This is a genomic window from Sulfitobacter sp. F26204, assembly GCF_026410305.1.
Lineage (GTDB): Bacteria > Pseudomonadota > Alphaproteobacteria > Rhodobacterales > Rhodobacteraceae > Sulfitobacter.
Genome location: NZ_JAPMLQ010000002.1, coordinates 704,450 through 722,403, shown reverse-complemented (window position 1 = coordinate 722,403; position 17,954 = coordinate 704,450). Strand labels below are relative to the sequence as shown.

Here is a 17,954-nt window from a genome sequence, read left to right as displayed (position 1 = left end):
TGAAAACGGTGGCTCAGATGGATAACCCCAAACGGATGCTGGAACCGTCGGTGAATCGCTTTGCTCTGAATCTGTTCAGATCATGCCCCACCTGATCCCCCGTGACCAGTGCGGCCAAAACCCGCCCCATGCCAGGGCCGATGCCAAATCCATGGCCCGACATGCCCGTACCAATCACCAACCCCGGAATTCCGGCACAATGGTCCACGATGGGGACCAGATCAGGCATCGTGTCGATCATCCCGCCCCAGGCGGCTTTCAATCGTATCTCGGGCAGTGCCGGATATAAAGCGGCAAAATCCCGTGCCAGCCGCCCCACATGACGTTTGTTCGGTGCAGGATTGAGGATACGCATGCGTTCAAAAGGTGTCTGCTCGTCCCCCGCCCATTGGCGCACTGTGCCCCAGGCATCGGGAAACCCGCCCGGTGCCGCCGGAAAATAGCTTTGCCCCAAAGGCTCCTTCATGAGTTGCGGCAGGTAGTGCCGGAAGGCGCGAAAGGCATCCGGCCCGATGAACAATTCCGCGATGCCTTTGGGAGCAAGGGTATAGCCACCGTCCAGACGCCGGCGAAACGCCACGCGCTGATCCGTTGCCGCACCGCCGTACACTTGGGGAAGCGGATGTGTCGCGGCAACACTTTCACGTACCGACAGTTGGGGTATGTCGACCCCGTGATTACGCAGGAACAATGCCGACCAGGCCCCTCCCGCCAATACGACACTGGAGGTTTTCACCACGCCGCTTTCGGTAACGACCCCTGCGATTCGTCCGGCCTGTATGTCCAGCATCCGCACCGCGCAGTTTTCCACCAATTGCACACCCGCCCGCCTCGCGAGCGCGGCCAGTGCTGGCACCGCCACCCAGGGCTCGGCGCGCATATCGGTCGGACTGACCAGCGCCCCCGCCACCGGCCCGCCGACTCCGGGGAACATCGCATGGGTCTCCGCCGGGGACAGTATGCGGCTTTCAACACCATTTGCACGCGCATGCGGCAACCAGGCCTCGAAAGCCGCCAGTTTCCGGGCGCTACGCGCAAAGTAGGTCACGCCACCTTGTCGCAGACCGAAATCAATTGTGCTGTCAGCCGCCAGTTCCTGCCATCGCCGCACCGATTCGACCATGATCGGCAATTCGTCCGGGTCACGCCCCTGCTGCCGGATCCAACCCCAGTTGCGCGAGGATTGTTCGCCCGCGATCCGCCCCTTCTCCAGCAGAACCACGCTTTGTCCCGCTCGCGCCAGATAGAGCGCGGTACAAACGCCGATGATTCCGCCCCCTATCACCACCACCTCTGCCCTGTCGGGCAAGGTGCCGGTATAGGTAATCGGCGTTTGATCTGTTATCGGAAACGGCTGCATCCCGGCGCGTCCTAAGTGCCCAGCCTCTCCAGAAGCTTGCGCATAAAGTCCTGGCCTGCGTTGAACTGCGCCACCTCGATGAACTCGTTGGGCTGATGCGCCTGAGCGATATTTCCGGGACCACAGATCACCGCCGAATAGCCCGCAGCCTGAAACTGCCCCGCTTCTGTACCATAACTGACCTTGTGGCTCGCATTGTCGCCGGTGATCTGGCGCACCAGCGTTTCGGCCACGCCGTCCTCTTCGGGTTGCAGCGCAGGCACGTCGAAACGTTCGCTGATTCTGATCTCGGTCTCGGGCACAACCGACTGCATCTGTTTTTCGACTTCGCGCACCTTCTCAAGGTAAAGCTTGCCCCAGTAATCCTTGTCCTCGCCCGGTACGACACGGAAATCCATCGCGAACCGGCAATCCTTGGCCGTGATGTTATGCGCTGTCCCGCCGGAAATCATACCCACATGCACCGTCGTGAACGGCGGATCGAACATCGCCGCCAAATCGCTCGGCTTTGCCGCCATGCTCGCGGTGTTCATCTCGTTGGCCCATTCAATCAGCTTGGCACCGGCCATGATCGCGTTGACCCCGGTATGCAGTAACGATGAATGTACCTCGAAGCCGACAACATGGGTATCAAATCCGGTGCCGCCCTTATGCCCGGTGACCGCCTGCATCGTAGACGGCTCTCCGATAATGGCCGCTGCGCCCTTGGGCAGTACCGGCTGCATCGCCGCAATCATCGGCGGCGCACCGGTGCACCCCACCTCTTCGTCAAAGCTCAGCGCGATTTGCAAGGGCCGTTTCAGACCGGCATATTTCCCTTCGACCAGCGCCCAGATGGCAAGCGCGTCAAACCCCTTCATGTCGCAGGTGCCGCGCCCATAGTATTTGCCGTCTTTTTCAACAACGCTGAAAGGATCAGTATCCCATGGCTGGCCATCGACCGGCACCACATCCGTATGCCCCGACAATACAACCGCGCCCTCTTCCCAGGGGCCGACATGGGCAAACAGCGCATGTTTGGGTTGATCAGGATCAATATATCGATGGCTCTCGATCCCATGACTGGCCAGATAATCCGCCACCCAGTCGATCAAGGGAATATTCGAATCACGTGAGACGGTGGGAAAGCTGATCAGCTTTTCCATCACCTGAAACGCAGTTAAGCGACTGGTCATTTATCAGTACCCACTGTCTGTGATCAAGAGATGGTGCCCCGGCTCCACTTCGACATATTCCGACGGCTTGGGCTGGTAGCGCGCAGAATGTATCGGCGAGGGAATCGGCTTGAAATTCAGATCTTTCTCATCCTTGCGCTTGCGCGGATCGGCAATCGGGACCGCCTTCATCAATGCCTGAGTATAGCTGTGCAGCGGGTTCTCGAAAACCTGCTGGCGCGTGCCTATCTCGACAATCCGGCCCAGATACATGACACCGACACAATGGCTGACACGTTCCACAACGGCCATGTCATGCGAGATGAACAGGAAACTCAATTCCATCTCCTGCTGCAGTTCCATCATCAGGTTCAACACCTGCGCCTGCACCGACACGTCCAGTGCGCTCACCGCTTCATCCGCAATGATCAGCTTTGGATTCAACGCAAGGGCACGGGCAATCGCCACCCGTTGACGCTGTCCCCCCGACAACTCATGAGGGAAACGCCGCATGAAACTACGTGGCAATTCCACGCGATCAAACAGCATCTCGACCCTTTCGGTGATCGCCTTGCCTTTGAGCGTGTCGAAATTATGGATCGGCTCGGCCACCTGATCGGACAACTGCATTTGCGGATTGAGCGAGGCGAAAGGATCCTGAAAGATCATCTGCATATCAAGTCGCGCCGTACGCAGGTCATGCTGGTTCAGCGCCATGATGTCCTTGCCGGCGACATTGATTTCGCCGCGCAGGGGTTCCACCAGCCGCAGAATCGATCGTCCCGCCGTAGATTTGCCGCAACCTGATTCGCCGACCAGACTCAGGGTCTGGCCCTTGTTGATGGTAAAGGACAGATCCTCGACCGCGTGAACATTCGCCACCGTACGGCGGAAAAAACCGCCTTTGACCGGAAACCGCGTCGTCAGGTTCTTGACGGTGAGCAACACCTCTTCCGTCCCCTTGATCGGTTTGATTTCCTTGCCTTCCGAGCCAAGCAGTTTCATAGGTTCCGGATAGGCCTTGCCGGTCATTTCACCCAGTTTGGGCACCGCCGCGAGCAACGCTTTGGTATAGGCATGCTTGGGATTCTCGAAAACCTCCTCAACCGTGCCTTCCTCAACTTTGTTGCCGCGAAACATGACGACGACACGATCCGCCATTTGCGCCACCACGGCCATATCGTGCGTGATGAACATCACGGCAGTCCCTGTCTCACGCTTGAGGCGGTCCATCAACGCCAGAATCTCGGCCTGAATTGTCACATCCAGTGCCGTCGTCGGTTCATCCGCAATCAGCAGTTTGGGTTCGCAGGCCAGTGCCATGGCGATCACCACACGCTGACGCATCCCGCCTGACAATTCATGCGGGTATTGCTTTAGACGCCTTTCAGGCTCTGGAATCCGCACCTGCTTCATCAGTTCAAGAGCGCGTGCCTCGGCTGCCTTCTTGCTCATTCCCTTGTGCAGGCGCAGACCTTCGGTCATTTGCCGGCCCACGGTGAATACCGGGTTCAGCGCGGTCATCGGCTCCTGAAAGATCATGCCGATCTCGTTGCCGCGAATCCGGCGCATGTCCTGCGCACTTGTCTGGGCCAGATCAATCTGGTCCTTGCCGTCACGATCAAACAACATCCGGCCCGCGGCGATTTCACCGCCACCGTATTCGACAAGCCGCATCAGCGACAGCGAAGACACAGATTTGCCTGACCCGGATTCGCCGACAACACAGACAGTTTCCCCCGGATTGATGTCAAAACTAACATCTTCCACCCCGACGACAGGTCCGTCCTTGGTCTGGAATTGGACCCTGAGCCCCTTGATTTGAGCAATCGGTCCGGTATTTGGCCGATCCTGCGACAGATCGGTCGGTGTAGTCTGGTCGAGCATGTTATCCCCTGAAGTTCCCTGGCGGCTCTTTGGCGCATTGGTCGTAAAGCTACGGCGATTGTCGAGTCAGGTCAAACGACACGACAACTTTTTGGAGTAAAAATTCAACTTGGACCATCTCAAGGCTTGCATTTCCCGAGAAATATGATTGTCATTGCGCCCATGCGCTCTGGGGGTACGCATACGTTTTGTAACTATTGCCCGATTTTTCGTTGGGTTAGCAACAATTCTTAAAGTTCCCCAGATCGACAAAACTGGGCAGGAAACACTCCTGCCCCAACACGCGGCACAACTTACACGTGTCCGACATGGAGAGTATGAATGAAACTAAGAACCCTTCTTATGGGTGCAATTGCGACGACTGCACTTGCCCCCGCTGCCTTTGCCGACGGTCATTCCGGCGAGCGTGGGCGCGATGGCGACGTCAAGATTATCTATTGGCAGGCCCCTTCCATCCTGAACCCCTATCTGTCGAGCGGGACCAAGGACATCGAATCAGCTTCACTGGTTCTGGAACCAATGGGACGCTATGACGATACAGGCGCATTGGTTCCCTATCTGGCCGAAGAAATCCCGACAGTCGAAAATGGCGGCGTCAGCGAGGATCTCAAGTCCATCACATGGAAACTGCAGTCCGGGCTGGTATGGTCCGACGGTACACCCGTTACCTCCGCAGACCTGAAATTCACTGCAGATTACTGCATGGACCCGGAAGGCGGCTGCGCACAGCTCGCGAAATTCGAAGGTGTTTCATCCGTAGACATCGTGGATGATCTGACAGTCACGGTCACTTTCTCCGAAGCCAAGCCAAACCCCTATGGCCCGTTCATGGGTGGCCAGTCGCCCATCATCCAGGCGGCCCAGTTCAAGGACTGCATGGGGGCCAAAGCACCTGAATGTACCGAAGCCAACTTCAACCCGATTGGCACAGGTCCGTTCACTGTTACCGAATTCCGTCCGAACGACGTGATCACGATGGCAGCAAACGAAAACTTCCGCCACGAAGGCAAGCCCGCATTTGCAACGCTGACCTTCAAAGGTGGTGGTGACGCTGTTTCCGCGGGCCGCTCGGTTCTGGAAACCGGCGAATATGACTACGCCTGGAACCTGCAACTGGCACCAGACGTTCTTGCCAAGATGGAAGAAGCCGGCAAGGGCAAACTCTATGCCGCTTTCGGCACATTGGTCGAGCGAATCGAAATCAACCTGACAGATCCATCACCTGACCTGCCTGAAGGCGAGCGTTCTACAGCGGCGCACCCACACCCCTTCCTGTCAGACCTGAACGTCCGCAAGGCGTTGTCCATGGCCATCGACCGCGAGTTGCTGACCGAAGTGGGCTATGGCCAGGCCGGGCGTCCGACATGTAACGTAGTCCCTGCACCTGCGCTTTATGCGTCAGACAACACCGATTGTATGACACAGGACATCGAAGGCGCCAAAGCGCTGCTCGACGAAGCGGGCTGGGTCGACTCCGATGGTGATGGCATCCGTGACAAGGACGGCGTCAAGATGTCGATCCTTTATCAGACATCCACAAACGCCGTACGTCAGGACTTCCAGGCTCTGATCAAGGATTGGTGGAGCCAGATCGGCATCGAAACCGAGCTGCGCAACATTGACGGTTCTGTCTACTTTGGTGGCGACCCCGGTTCCCCTGACACATTCCAGCGTTTCTATGCAGACGTCGAAATGTATGCCAACAACTTTGACGGCACAGACCCGGAAAGCTATCTCGCACAGCGCACCTGTGAAAAGGCACCTAGCCCCGAATCACAGTGGCAGGGTGAGAACATCAACCGCTTCTGCGACCCAGAATACGACAAACTGGTTGCCGAACTCGGCCGCACAGGTGAACTCTCCAAACGCGGCGAGATCGCCAAAAAGCTGAACGACATGTTGACCAAGGAAAGCTATTCCATGCTGCCACTGGTTGACCGTGGTCGTGTCTCCGGCGCTTCCGTAACCCTTGGTGGTGTGGTTCTGAATACATGGGACTCCGAACTTTGGAATGTTGCCGACTGGTATCGCATGAAATAAATGAGAGTGGCGGGGGAATCCCCGCCCTTTCGCTAATCGGTAAGGCGGGGCTATACCCGCCTTACATACCATCCTCTCAAGACCAATAAACAAAGGCGACGGCCACCCATGCTGACCTTCACCCTCCGACGATTGATCCTGTCCGTTCCGACGCTTTTGTTCATTAGTTTTATCATATTCGGCCTGTTGCAATTGGCGCCCGGCGATCCGATGGCTCAGGTTCCTCTCACTGTCCCTCCCGAAGTGAAACAAAAAATGCGCGAGGCCCTCGGTCTCGGTGCCCCTTGGTACGTGCAGTACTACAAATGGCTGATCCAGTTTTTCTGGATCGAACCCAAGGTCTTTATCGACTATCTGACCAACACCAGCTTCCTGCTGGGATGGCTGCCCGACACCTCTTTCTATCAGGGTGAATTGCGTGTGATCTCTTGGCAGACCCGCTCCCCGGTGATGGACATCGTGGCCCAGCGTATGCCCCAGACTCTCTGGGTTGTCGGGCTCAGCTATATCGTTGGCATCGTCATTGCGATCCCGATCGGCATCTATTCTGCCTACCGCCACTATTCGGTTTTCGACCAGGCCGGTACCTTTATCACCATGGTCGGCTTTTCGATCCCGCCGTTTTTCACCGGACCGCTGCTGATCGTGATCTTTTCTGTCTCACTGGGCTGGTTGCCATCGATCTATGACACCACCCATGTGGTCACCGACTGGGCCAGTTTCAAAATCCAGTTCTTTCAGATGATCATGCCCGTCATGGTGCTGGCCCTGCAAACCACCGCACAGATCAGCCGCTACATGCGTGGCGCGATGCTGGACAACCTCAATCAGGATTACGTTCGCACCGCCCGCGCCAAAGGCCTGCGCGAAGGTGTCGTGGTCATGGTGCATGTGCTGCGCAACTCCATGATCCCGGTTGTCACCGTCATCGCCCTTGGTATGCCCGCAATTTTCGGCGGCGCAATCATCACCGAAAACGTTTTCAAGGTGAATGGCATTGGCCAGCTTCTTCTTACCGCCCTCTTCGCAAACGATCTGCCGATGGTGATGACCCTGACCTTCATCTTCGCCATTCTCATCGTTCTGTTTAACCTGATCGCCGATGTCCTCTATGGCCTGTTAGACCCAAGGATCCGCTATGACTGAGCAAGCCATACCTGCAAGCCCGATCGAGGCAGACATCGAAATCTACGGGGCGCTGAAGGACAAAGAACCGCAAAAGCCACCACAAAGCCAGTGGCGCGATGTCTGGGACCAGTTCCGCAAACACAAGGGCGCGGTATTCGGTGGCGGCTTCCTGCTGTTCATCACGCTTGGAGTGGTCATCGGTCCCTGGCTTTGGGACGTGGATCCCAAGGCGCTGGACATCCGCAGCAAAAACTGGCGTCCGATCTATACCCTGCTCTGGGATAGCGAGGCCAATGCAGGTTGGGTGCATCCCTTTGGCACCGACCAACTGGGCCGTGATATTCTCGCACAGATGATTGCGGGGGGGCGTGTCTCGATGGCTGTCGGCTGGCTGGCGATGGGCCTGGCCCTGCTGATCGGCACTGCCATCGGCGTTCTGTCGGGCTATTTCAAACGCCTGGATTTCTGGCTGATGCGCTTTACCGATCTGGTGCTTTCCCTGCCGATCCTGCCTCTCACCCTGCTGGCTGTAACCCTGTTCCGCCAGCCGCTGAATGCTCGTTTCGGTCCCGAAGGCGGCATGTTCATCCTGATCGTCGGCATCATCGGCCTGACCTCCTGGATGCAGACCGCACGGATCGTGCGCGGCGATATTCTGGCGTTGAAAGAACGCGAATTTATTCTCGCCGCCCGCTCCATCGGCACCACCTCGGGCAAGATCATCCGCAGGCATCTGCTGCCCAATGTGATCTCGCCGATCATGGTATCCGCAACCCTTGGTCTTGCTACCGCAATCATCACCGAATCCGCGCTCAGTTTCCTCGGCGTCGGTTTCCCCTCGGACTACCCTACATGGGGTAAGCTGTTGGCGGACGCGGTTCAGCGGATGCAGGATTATCCCGAACGTGTCCTGTTGCCCGGCATCGCGATCTCGCTGACCGTGCTCAGCGTGAATTACCTCGGCGACGGCCTGCGTGACGCGCTTGACCCGCGTATTCGCGGCCGCTGAACCTCACTTGCTTTGATCTGTCGCCCCGGTCCACAGACCGGTGCGATAGACCGGCACGCGAAAATAAGGATCACCACCCCATCCTTCCTCAAGGCACGAACCATTGGTTCCGCCTGCCGGAAAAATGCAGAACTCCATCCCTGTAAATCCTGGCAGACAGGAATTTCCTCCTCGCTTCCTGCCGCCTTCTTCCGCTCCCACGCTTGATCACGACGAAAAGTCACTCCAGATGGAACAAACGTTCCAAAAGGAGACAGACAATGTTCGAAACTTTCGAATTCGAAACGCTGACAGCGCCGCAAGCCGCAGTCTTTTTCGCCCTGATCATTGGCCTGCTGTTTGGCGTGATGGCCCAGATCACAAAGTTCTGTTTCCGCCGTGCATTGGTGGGTGAGGACCGGCGCGCCGCTGCTGGTCTCTGGGCTGCAGCCCTTGCTGTTGCCGTGATTGGCACCCAGGCCAGCGTTGCCGCCGGCTGGATCAGCTTTGATGACCACCGTTTCATGATCTCTGATCTGCCTGTTCTGGCTATCGTCATCGGAGGACTCTTGTTCGGGGCGGGCATGGTATTGACCCGCGGCTGCGTTTCCCGCCTCACCGTCCTTGCCGGTTCGGGCAACCTACGGGCAGGCATTGTGCTGCTGGTCTTTGCCATTGTGGCCCATATGACCCTCAAAGGTCTTCTTGCCCCCCTGCGCAGCACCCTGGGGTCCGTGACCGTGGATATGGGCGACGCCATCAGTCTGGCCGCCCTGCCCGGTGGTGCCTGGCTCTGGACCGCGTTGATCGCGCTGGCCGCCCTCGGCGTTGCCTACCGCTCTGGAAATTCTGCAGGCATGCTGGGCCTCGCGCTGCTGATCGGGCTGCTGGTCCCTGCGGCCTGGGTCGGCACCGGCTTTGTCCTGTTTGACGACTTTGATCCCGTTGCCATGGAAAGCCTGTCTTTCACCTCGCCTGCTGCGGAAACCTTGTTCTGGGGCATTGCCAGCACCTCGATCTCCGCCGGTTTCGGCACCGGCCTACTGGGAGGTGTCCTGCTGGGCGCACTGGCGTCGAGCCTGATCTTCGGCGGTTTCCAATGGCAAAGTTTTGATACCCCACGCCAGACCGGACGCTATGTTCTTGGCGCTTCCTTCATGGGGCTGGGCGGTGTGCTTGCCGGTGGCTGTACCCTGGGCGCAGGCCTGTCAGGTGTCCCGACCCTCTCCGTCGCGGCAATCCTGGCCATTGTGATGATTGCTCTGGGCGCAAAGCTGATGCATGCGCTGCTCAGCCAAGATGCTTTTTCAGACGCCGCAGCATCAACCACACGGCAGCAATTACCGGCAGAGTGACCAGTGCCAGCAGGATGCCTTTGCTCACCCCAAAGGCATCCGCAACGGGATAAAGCAAATATCCCGCAAGCGAGACCGCATAATAGCTGATGGCCACAACCGAAAGCCCCTCCACCGTCTTTTGCAACCGCAATTGCAGATCCGCACGCTTGTCCATCGAAGCAAGGATGTACTGGTTCTGGGCTGAACGTTCCACATCGACCCGCGTGCGCAGCAGTTCTGCTGCACGGCTTGCACGCTCGGCCATGGCTTGCAACCGGCGCTCGCAGGATTGCACCGTCCGCATCGCAGGATCATAGCGTCGCATCATGAATTCGGCAAAACCCTGACGGCTTTGAAAACGTTCCTCGCGCAGCACCTCGATCCGCTGGCCAACAATCCTGCGATAGGCCCCCGTCGCCCCAAAGCGGAAGGCCGTCCTGACGGCTAGGGTTTCAAGTTCGACAGAAATATCCAAAAGCGCATGCAGCGTGTCTTCGGCCTTTGCCCGCTCCCCGCGCATCTGCGCCATCAACTCGGTCAGTTTCATATCCAGCAGATTCAATTGCGGCGACAACCAGCGCACCATCGAAAAGCCCAGCATCGACGCCGCCTTGTAGGTCTCGATCTCGCACAGACGTTGCACGATCCGGCCGATACGCCGCTCCCCTGCTTTTGCTTCGGCAAAGATCGCAAGCCGCAAATGACCCGCAGGATCAATCCGGAAATCAGAGGCCACAATCGCCGCTCCATCCAAAACCGTCGCAACAGCAAGGCTTTCGGGCACAAACCAATCCTCGAGCCCGGCGTTGATCTCGGCTTTGTTCTTGGGCATCGGGATCAGCCGCAACACTGCCGAGGTGATCCGCCCGCCCGGTGCATCCGCCAGCCAGTAATCGGGAAAAACATCAAATGCCGCCCCGCCAAAAGCAGGCTCACACAGTTCATCACGGAACACCGTATAAGTGACCAGTTCGGTATGCTGCTCCCACTTCAACCGATATTTCCCCAATTCACCATAGTAATGCGTGGCATCGGCATCCGGGCGCGGGGCACCATAATGATCCAGCAACGCATTGAGATGCGCCAGATCCCGGCTTTTGTCGCGACTGGCTGCATCCTCGGGCTGTTTGATGGCCAGAAACACGACCGTAGAAGGTGCCTTTAACGAGGGAAAAGGACGCGCGTGCAACTCGCCGGTCAAGCCATGGCGTTGCGGATAGTCTATGATCGGTGCCATGTCTGGTTCCTGCATTGGGTGCCAATGACATAGAACGCTTTTCCGCACTAATCAAATATTTATATTTTTCAATGCGTTAACTGAATACAATTGTATACCGTCGCCCGTGCATCCCCCGGAGCTCCAACCTTTTCGCAAACCGGCCCGGTCATTGAATGCTGACCTCAGCGCCGCCGGCAAACCCGCCAAAAAAACGCCCCGCCATTTCTGGCAGGGCGTGTCGTCAATAGATCGAAGATATTCAAAATTTCCAGTCGCTTCCTTTGAAAGAAAACACTCAGTCGATCATCGGCAGCAACTTGTCGAGCGATGCCTTGGCATCTCCATAAAACATCCGCGTATTGTCCTTGAAGAACAACGGGTTTTCGATGCCAGAATAGCCCGTGCCCTGCCCGCGCTTTGAGACAAACACCTGTTTGGCCTTCCAGCACTCCAGAACCGGCATCCCCGCAATCGGGCTGTTCGGATCGTCCTGCGCCGCAGGGTTCACGATGTCGTTGGACCCGATGACAATCGCCACATCCGTGTCCGGGAAATCATCGTTGATTTCATCCATCTCCATCACGATGTCATAGGGCACCTTGGCCTCCGCCAGCAGCACGTTCATGTGACCGGGCAAACGCCCCGCAACCGGGTGAATGGCAAAGCGCACGTTCTTGCCCTTGGCGCGCAGCTTCTTGACCAGATCGCTCACCGCACCCTGCGCCTGTGCCACCGCCATGCCGTAACCCGGAATGATGATCACGCTGTCCGCCTCGTTCAGAGCTGCCGCAACGCCATCCGCTTCGATGGCGATCTGTTCGCCCTCGACCGCCATCTGTTCTCCTGCAGGGCCGCCAAAGCCGCCCAGGATCACCGAAACGAAGGACCGGTTCATCGCCTTGCACATGATATAGGACAGGATCGCACCGGAGGAGCCAACCAACGCCCCCACAACAATCAACAGATCATTGCCAAGCGAGAAACCGATCGCCGCCGCTGCCCAGCCAGAATAACTGTTCAGCATGGAAACAACCACAGGCATATCCGCCCCGCCAATCCCGGTGATCAGGTGATACCCGATGAACAGCGCCGCCAATGTCATCAGAAACAGCGGAAAGAACCCGCCGGTGTTGAAGTACCAGATCAGGCAAAGCAGTGAGAGACCCGCCGCGCCCGCGTTCAACATATGCCCGCCGGGCAGTTTCTTGGCCGCTGAATCCACCTTGCCCGCCAGTTTGCCATAGGCGATCACAGACCCGGTAAAGGTCACCGCACCGATGAAGATACCAAGAAAGACCTCAACCCGCAGGATGTTGATCTCTACCGCGGTCTTTTTCGCGATCAAACCGGCAAAAGTGCCCAGCGCATAAACATCCCCCCCGCCGGCGACATAGCTTGCCACCCGGCCGATTTCGAAATGCGCGATAAAGCCGACAAAGACCGCGGCCAGACCAACCAGGGAATGCATCGCCGCAACCAGTTCCGGCATCTGCGTCATCTGCACCTTTGTCGCCAGTTGATAGCCGATAACACCGCCGCCCGCGATCAGGATCAGCGACAGGAACCAGTACCCGGACCCGGGCCCGATCAGCGTGGCCACCACCGCCAGCGCCATGCCGACAATACCGTACCAGACCGCGCGCTTGGCGCTTTCCTGTCCTGATAGCCCCCCCAGGGAAAGGATGAACAAGATTGCCGCAACCACATAGACTGCTGTTGTAAAACCAAAATCCATTTATCCAGCCTCCTTCAAGATTTCTGGAACATGGCGAGCATGCGCCGTGTCACGAGGAAGCCGCCAAAGATATTGATCCCGCACATGAAGATCGACAAGGCAGCAAGGAGGATCACCAGGAAAGAGGCCGATCCGATCTGCATCAGCGCCCCCAGAATGATGATCGAGGAAATCGCATTTGTCACCGCCATCAACGGCGTATGAAGGCTATGTGCCACACCCCAGATCACCTGGAATCCGACAAAGACTGCCAGTACAAAAACGATGAAATGCTGCATAAAGCTCGCCGGTGCGACAAGGCCAACAGCCAGCAACACTGCGCCACCAACGGCCAGCAAAGTGACCTGGTTCTTGGTCTGCTGCTTGAACGCGGCAATCTCCGCTGCGCGCTTTTGCTCTGACGTCAGTTCCTTGGGGGCAGGTTTCTTGCTCTGCACCGCAATCGCGGCCACCTTTGGCGGTGGCGGCGGGAAGGTCACCTCCTTGGCGTGGGCAATGGTGGCCCCGCGAATGACGTCGTCTTCCATGTTGTGATGGATCACACCGTCTTTTTCCGGTGTGAGATCGGTCAACAGATGACGGATGTTGGTGGCATAAAGGGTCGAGGCCTGCGTCGCCATGCGGCTGGGGAAATCGGTGTAGCCAATGATGGTAACGCCGTTTTCCGTCACGATCTTCTCGTCCATGACCGTCTGTTTGCAGTTGCCGCCCTTCTCTGCCGCAAGATCCACGATCACCGACCCCGGCTTCATGGCCGCAACCATGTCAGCGGTCCAGATTTCCGGTGCTTCGCGGTTGGGGATCAGTGCCGTGGTGATAACGATGTCAACTTCCGGTGCCATTTCGCGGAACTTGGCCAACTGGGCTTCGCGAAACTCCGGGCTGGACACAGAGGCATAGCCCCCTGTCGCCGCACCATCCTGCTGCTCCTCCTCGAAATCAAGATAGACGAATTCCGCGCCCATGCTCTCGACCTGCTCGGCCACTTCGGGACGCACATCAAAGGCATAGGTGATCGCACCCAGACTGGTCGCCGTGCCGATTGCCGCCAAACCCGCCACACCGGCCCCGACAATCAAAACCTTCGCCGGTGGCACCTTGCCCGCCGCCGTGATCTGTCCGGTAAAGAAGCGACCGAAATTATTGCCAGCTTCGATCACCGCACGGTAACCGGCAATATTCGCCATGGAAGACAGCGCATCCATCTTCTGCGCACGGGAAATCCGCGGGATCATCTCCATCGCAATGACAGTCGCGCCCTTTTCCCCCGCCTTTTTCATCTTCGCTTCATCGCCCACCGGGCTGAAGAAAGAAATCAGCGTCTGATCCGCGCGCAAGCGTTTCATCTCGGCGGTATCGGGCACGCGCACCTTGGCCACAACATCGGCGGCTTTCCACAAGGCAGCAGCCGTCTTGACGACTTCAACACCGGCGGCCTTATAATCGGCATCGGAAAAACCCGCAGCGCTACCCGCGCCGGTCTCGATCAGACACTCATGGCCCAGCTTTTGCAGCGCAGTGGCGGAATCCGGCGTCATTGCAACGCGGTTCTCACCCTCGAAAATCTCTTTTGGCGTTCCGATCTTCACTCGGTCTTCCCCCCTTTGATTGATCACTCTGACGGCATACGCCCCCAGCAAGGGACGCAATTTCGCACCCGCAGCAAATAGCGTGATGGCAGGCTGTCCACAAGCCAGCACCGCGCAAAAGCGGCAAAGTTGCGCGATTTTCAAAAGCGACGTGGCGTTTTTCGCGCAACCTGCAGCGGATTGATCTCGAAGCTATCTTTCAAGCAGGCCGTGCTGAGCGCAACAATGCTTCAATACCCATATCGCTTGATTACAAGAATCGACAATGGGCCGCCTCTGCCCGCTCTCCGTCGCAGCCCCGCGCCCTCAGCCCGCCTTGAGCGCGACAGCGCCCCGCGCTGCCGCCCAGTTGTGCACTGCCTCACCAAAACCCCCAAACAGTTTGGACGAAACCGGGTCCGCGGCAGCGTTCCACTCCGGATGCCACTGCACGGCAAGCGTGAACCCAGGTGCCCCCTGCACATAGATCGCTTCCGGCGTCCCATCCTCTGCAAATCCGTCAATCACGATCCTCGCGCCCGCAGTCTTGATCCCCTGGCCGTGCAGGGTATTGGTGCGCACGACTGTATTGCCCATCAGCGCGTGAAACACACCACCCTCGGTAAAGGTCACATCATGGCGCAACTGAAATTTCTCTTCGATGGTACCATCCGGGGGCATGCGATGGTTCATGCGGCCGGGCAGATCGCGGATTTCAGGATAAAGCGTGCCGCCCATCGCGACATTGATCTCCTGAAACCCCCGACAAATTCCCAAAATCGGCTGCCCCCGTGCCACACAGGCCCGCACCAGCGGCAGCACCACCGCATCACGCGGCCGGTCAAATTCGCCATGGGCAGCGGTCTCAACCTCGCCATATTCTTCTGGATGCACATTGGGCCGCCCGCCGGTAAGCAGGAAACCGTCGCAGACTTCCAGCAGGTCCTCGACGCAGACATGGCGCGGGTCCGAGGGAATGATCAACGGCATACAGCCCGTCACTTCCGAAATGGCATCCGAATTCATCTGCCCACCGGCATGCACCGGATACTGATCGTTTAAAAGGTAGGAATTTCCGATAATACCAACAACGGGTCGGGCCATATGTCACCAAGCTTTGCCAAAGATTGCCCCTGTATATGACAGGCTTTGCAATCCCTCAAGCGGCCTTGATCACGCCCCCCTTGCCGAGGTGATTTTTACCGCAGACACCATCCCGCCTGCCCCCGCATTCAAAACCCTGTCCCACTCTCACAGCCGCCAGGTTCTCTTTTTGGCCGTAAATACCGTGGGGAGTCTGAGGGGCCAGCCCCTCAGTCCCACGGCTGCGACAAACCGCTTTACCCGGCGGCTTTCAGTGCCAGCCGCCGCGCATGCAACACAGGCTCTGTATAGCCCGAAGGCTGTGCACGCCCCTCAAACACCAGATCGCAAGCCGCCTGGAAGGCGATCCCGTCAAACCCCGGTGACATGGCACGATACATCGGATCCGCCGCGTTCTGGCCATCGACGACCCTGGCCATCTTGCGCATGGCCTCCATGACCTGATCCTTGCTGACCACCTCATGATGCAACCAGTTCGCCACGTGCTGGGCTGAAATGCGACAGGTGGCGCGGTCTTCCATCAGTCCGACATCATTGATGTCGGGAACCTTGGAACAGCCGACTCCCTGATCGATCCAGCGCACGACATAGCCCAAAATACCCTGTACATTGTTCTCCACTTCGCGCTGCACCTGCTCCGGCGTCCATTGCTGATAGGTCGCCAGCGGAATCTCCAGCAGCGTTTCCTTATAGGCGCGGCGCCCGTCTTTTTGCAGCCTGTCCTGGACCGCAAAGACATCCACCTTGTGATAATGCAGCGCATGCAGGGTTGCCGCCGTCGGTGACGGCACCCAGGCACAATTTGCCCCCGATTTGGGGTGGGCGATCTTCTGTTCAAGCATGGCAGCCATCTGATCCGGCATCGCCCACATGCCCTTGCCGATCTGCGCCCGTCCCGACAGGCCACATTCCAATCCGATATCGACGTTCTGCAATTCATATGCGCCGATCCAGGGCTTGTTCTTGATGAAATCCTTGCGCGAGAATGGCCCCGCTTCCATCGAGGTATGTATCTCGTCCCCCGTCCGGTCGAGAAACCCGGTATTGATAAAGGCCACACGATGTTTCGCGGCCCGAATACATTCCTTCAAATTGGCCGAAGTGCGCCGTTCCTCATCCATGATGCCCAGTTTGACGGTATTGGCGGCAAGGCCCAGCGCCCCCTCCACATGGCTGAATATCTCGTCGGCAAAGGCAACTTCCTCGGGTCCGTGCATCTTGGGTTTCACCACATAGACAGAGCCTTCAACCGAATTTCCCCCATCGCGCAGCAGATCATGTTTGGCAATCAACGTCGTGATCATCGCATCCATCAGACCTTCGAAGACTTCATTGCCATCGCGGTCCAGAATGGCCGGATTTGTCATCAGATGCCCGACGTTGCGCACCAGCATCAGCGCCCGCCCTTTCAAGGAAAGGATGCCGCCATCCGCCGCCGTATAGTTGCGATCCGGATTCAACCGGCGCGTCATCTGCGCACCACCCTTGACGAAACTCTCTTCCAGATCGCCGCGCATCAGGCCCAGCCAGTTGGCATAGGCTTGCACCTTGTCCTCGGCATCGACACAGGCCACGCTGTCTTCGCAATCCATGATCGCCGAGAGCGCGGATTCAAGCTGCACATCCGCTAGCCCCGCCTGGTCGCGGCTGCCAATCGGATGCCCCCGATCAAACACCAATTCCACATGCAGCCCGTTGTTGCAAAGCACCACCGCGTCCGGCGTATCGGGGTCACCACGGTATCCCACGAATTTTTCAGGTGTCACCAGAGGGTGATCATCCACGCGCAAGGCCCCCGCGCGCACGCAATAACGCCGTGCATCTGCATGGCTGACACCTTCGACAGGAAAGACCTCATCCAGAAACACACGGGCACGCGCCACGACCCGCGCTCCATGTCCCTGATCATAGTCTCCTGCAGGCGGTTGACCCCCCATGGCATCGGTACCATACAGGCCATCATACAAACTGCCCCAACGTGCATTCGCTGCATTCAAGGCAAAGCGACCATTGGTGATCGGCACAACAAGCTGCGGCCCCGCTATAGTGGCAATTTCCGGATCCACTCCCTTGGTCTCGATCGTGAAATCTGCACCTTCTGGCACCAGATACCCGATCTCCTCAAGAAAGCGGATATAGGTTGCATGGTCATGCACCTTGTCCCTGTGCGCCAGATGCCAATCATCAATCTTGCCTTGAAGTTCTTCACGTTTGGCCAGAAACGCCGCGTTCCTTGGCCCCATTTCATGCACCAACTCGGACAACCCGGTCCAGAACTCCGCCGCTGTCACCCCGGTCCCGGGCAAAGCCTGCTCTTCCAAGAACGCCACCAGTTGCGCGTCGACCTGAAGGCCATCCCTGTTCATACGCTTTGCCATCGCCAAGTCTCCCTAGGGTGTTTCCTTTCGGAAATTAGTAAGACCAAAGGAAAACC

At 57.9% G+C, this 17,954-nt stretch carries 13 protein-coding genes; 4 read left to right on the top strand and 9 right to left on the bottom strand.

Annotated elements, in window-relative coordinates:
• Positions 1 to 13: 13 nt before the first annotated feature.
• From OS190_RS07400 to OS190_RS07390, 3 genes are read right to left on the bottom strand one after another with little or no spacing between them, the layout of a single operon-like run.
• Positions 14 to 1,360, bottom strand: coding sequence for an NAD(P)/FAD-dependent oxidoreductase (locus OS190_RS07400; RefSeq protein ID WP_267158018.1), 1,347 nt, complete (start codon positions 1,358 to 1,360; stop codon positions 14 to 16).
• Positions 1,361 to 1,371: 11 nt separating this feature from the next.
• Positions 1,372 to 2,535: an acetylornithine deacetylase gene (argE, locus tag OS190_RS07395; protein WP_267158017.1), complete on the bottom strand. Its 1,164-nt coding sequence runs from the start codon at positions 2,533 to 2,535 to the stop codon at positions 1,372 to 1,374.
• Between the two features lie 3 nt (positions 2,536 to 2,538).
• Positions 2,539 to 4,401 carry an ABC transporter ATP-binding protein gene (locus OS190_RS07390; RefSeq protein WP_267158016.1) on the bottom strand — a complete coding sequence of 621 codons (1,863 nt, stop codon included), beginning with the start codon at positions 4,399 to 4,401 and terminating at the stop codon, positions 2,539 to 2,541.
• A 321-nt stretch (positions 4,402 to 4,722) separates the two neighbouring features.
• Here OS190_RS07390 and OS190_RS07385 point away from each other — a divergent pair, with 321 nt between their 5' ends.
• From OS190_RS07385 to OS190_RS07375, 3 genes are all read left to right on the top strand, one after another.
• Positions 4,723 to 6,441: a peptide ABC transporter substrate-binding protein gene (locus tag OS190_RS07385; RefSeq protein WP_267158015.1), complete on the top strand. Its 1,719-nt coding sequence runs from the start codon at positions 4,723 to 4,725 to the stop codon at positions 6,439 to 6,441.
• A 108-nt stretch (positions 6,442 to 6,549) separates the two neighbouring features.
• Positions 6,550 to 7,587: an ABC transporter permease gene (locus OS190_RS07380; protein ID WP_267158014.1), complete on the top strand. Its 1,038-nt coding sequence runs from the start codon at positions 6,550 to 6,552 to the stop codon at positions 7,585 to 7,587.
• Positions 7,580 to 8,578, top strand: coding sequence for an ABC transporter permease (locus OS190_RS07375; RefSeq protein ID WP_267158013.1), 999 nt, complete (start codon positions 7,580 to 7,582; stop codon positions 8,576 to 8,578). The genes OS190_RS07380 and OS190_RS07375 overlap by 8 nt, the downstream gene beginning before the upstream one ends.
• A gap of 3 nt (positions 8,579 to 8,581) precedes the next feature.
• Here the strand turns inward: OS190_RS07375 and OS190_RS07370 are convergent, their stop codons facing one another.
• Positions 8,582 to 8,716, bottom strand: coding sequence for a hypothetical protein (locus OS190_RS07370; protein ID WP_267158012.1), 135 nt, complete (start codon positions 8,714 to 8,716; stop codon positions 8,582 to 8,584).
• A 122-nt stretch (positions 8,717 to 8,838) separates the two neighbouring features.
• Here OS190_RS07370 and OS190_RS07365 point away from each other — a divergent pair, with 122 nt between their 5' ends.
• Positions 8,839 to 9,912: a YeeE/YedE family protein gene (locus OS190_RS07365; RefSeq protein WP_267158011.1), complete on the top strand. Its 1,074-nt coding sequence runs from the start codon at positions 8,839 to 8,841 to the stop codon at positions 9,910 to 9,912.
• Here the strand turns inward: OS190_RS07365 and OS190_RS07360 are convergent.
• The 5 genes from OS190_RS07360 to OS190_RS07340 all read right to left on the bottom strand — a co-directional run bounded on the left by OS190_RS07360 (position 9,848) and on the right by OS190_RS07340 (position 17,898).
• Entirely contained in the window at positions 9,848 to 11,131 is a 1,284-nt protein-coding gene (locus tag OS190_RS07360) for a DUF3422 family protein (RefSeq protein ID WP_267158010.1), read from the bottom strand. The two genes, OS190_RS07365 and OS190_RS07360, sit on opposite strands and share 65 nt — an antisense overlap.
• A gap of 277 nt (positions 11,132 to 11,408) precedes the next feature.
• Complete coding sequence (locus OS190_RS07355) at positions 11,409 to 12,848, bottom strand: NAD(P)(+) transhydrogenase (Re/Si-specific) subunit beta (RefSeq protein WP_267158009.1); 1,440 nt, start codon at positions 12,846 to 12,848, stop codon at positions 11,409 to 11,411.
• A gap of 14 nt (positions 12,849 to 12,862) precedes the next feature.
• A complete protein-coding gene (locus OS190_RS07350; protein WP_267158008.1) occupies positions 12,863 to 14,437 on the bottom strand; it encodes a Re/Si-specific NAD(P)(+) transhydrogenase subunit alpha in 1,575 nt (524 codons plus the stop codon).
• 306 nt (positions 14,438 to 14,743) lie between these two features.
• Complete coding sequence (locus OS190_RS07345; RefSeq protein ID WP_267158007.1) at positions 14,744 to 15,520, bottom strand: gamma-glutamyl-gamma-aminobutyrate hydrolase family protein; 777 nt, start codon at positions 15,518 to 15,520, stop codon at positions 14,744 to 14,746.
• A gap of 236 nt (positions 15,521 to 15,756) precedes the next feature.
• Positions 15,757 to 17,898 (bottom strand): malate synthase G, encoded by a 2,142-nt coding sequence (locus tag OS190_RS07340; protein ID WP_267158006.1) that lies wholly within the window; start codon positions 17,896 to 17,898, stop codon positions 15,757 to 15,759.
• Positions 17,899 to 17,954: the final 56 nt, after the last annotated feature.

Coding starts and splice junctions, on each gene's coding strand:
- argE (WP_267158017.1), bottom strand. CDS start 2,535: ATGACCAGTCGCTTAACTGCGTTTCAGGTGATGGAAAAGCTGATCAGC.
- OS190_RS07385 (WP_267158015.1), top strand. CDS start 4,723: ATGAAACTAAGAACCCTTCTTATGGGTGCAATTGCGACGACTGCACTT.
- OS190_RS07355 (WP_267158009.1), bottom strand. CDS start 12,848: ATGGATTTTGGTTTTACAACAGCAGTCTATGTGGTTGCGGCAATCTTG.
- OS190_RS07400 (WP_267158018.1), bottom strand. CDS start 1,360: ATGCAGCCGTTTCCGATAACAGATCAAACGCCGATTACCTATACCGGC.
- OS190_RS07380 (WP_267158014.1), top strand. CDS start 6,550: ATGCTGACCTTCACCCTCCGACGATTGATCCTGTCCGTTCCGACGCTT.
- OS190_RS07360 (WP_267158010.1), bottom strand. CDS start 11,131: ATGGCACCGATCATAGACTATCCGCAACGCCATGGCTTGACCGGCGAG.
- OS190_RS07365 (WP_267158011.1), top strand. CDS start 8,839: ATGTTCGAAACTTTCGAATTCGAAACGCTGACAGCGCCGCAAGCCGCA.
- OS190_RS07345 (WP_267158007.1), bottom strand. CDS start 15,520: ATGGCCCGACCCGTTGTTGGTATTATCGGAAATTCCTACCTTTTAAAC.
- OS190_RS07370 (WP_267158012.1), bottom strand. CDS start 8,716: ATGGAGTTCTGCATTTTTCCGGCAGGCGGAACCAATGGTTCGTGCCTT.
- OS190_RS07390 (WP_267158016.1), bottom strand. CDS start 4,401: ATGCTCGACCAGACTACACCGACCGATCTGTCGCAGGATCGGCCAAAT.
- OS190_RS07375 (WP_267158013.1), top strand. CDS start 7,580: ATGACTGAGCAAGCCATACCTGCAAGCCCGATCGAGGCAGACATCGAA.
- OS190_RS07340 (WP_267158006.1), bottom strand. CDS start 17,898: ATGGCAAAGCGTATGAACAGGGATGGCCTTCAGGTCGACGCGCAACTG.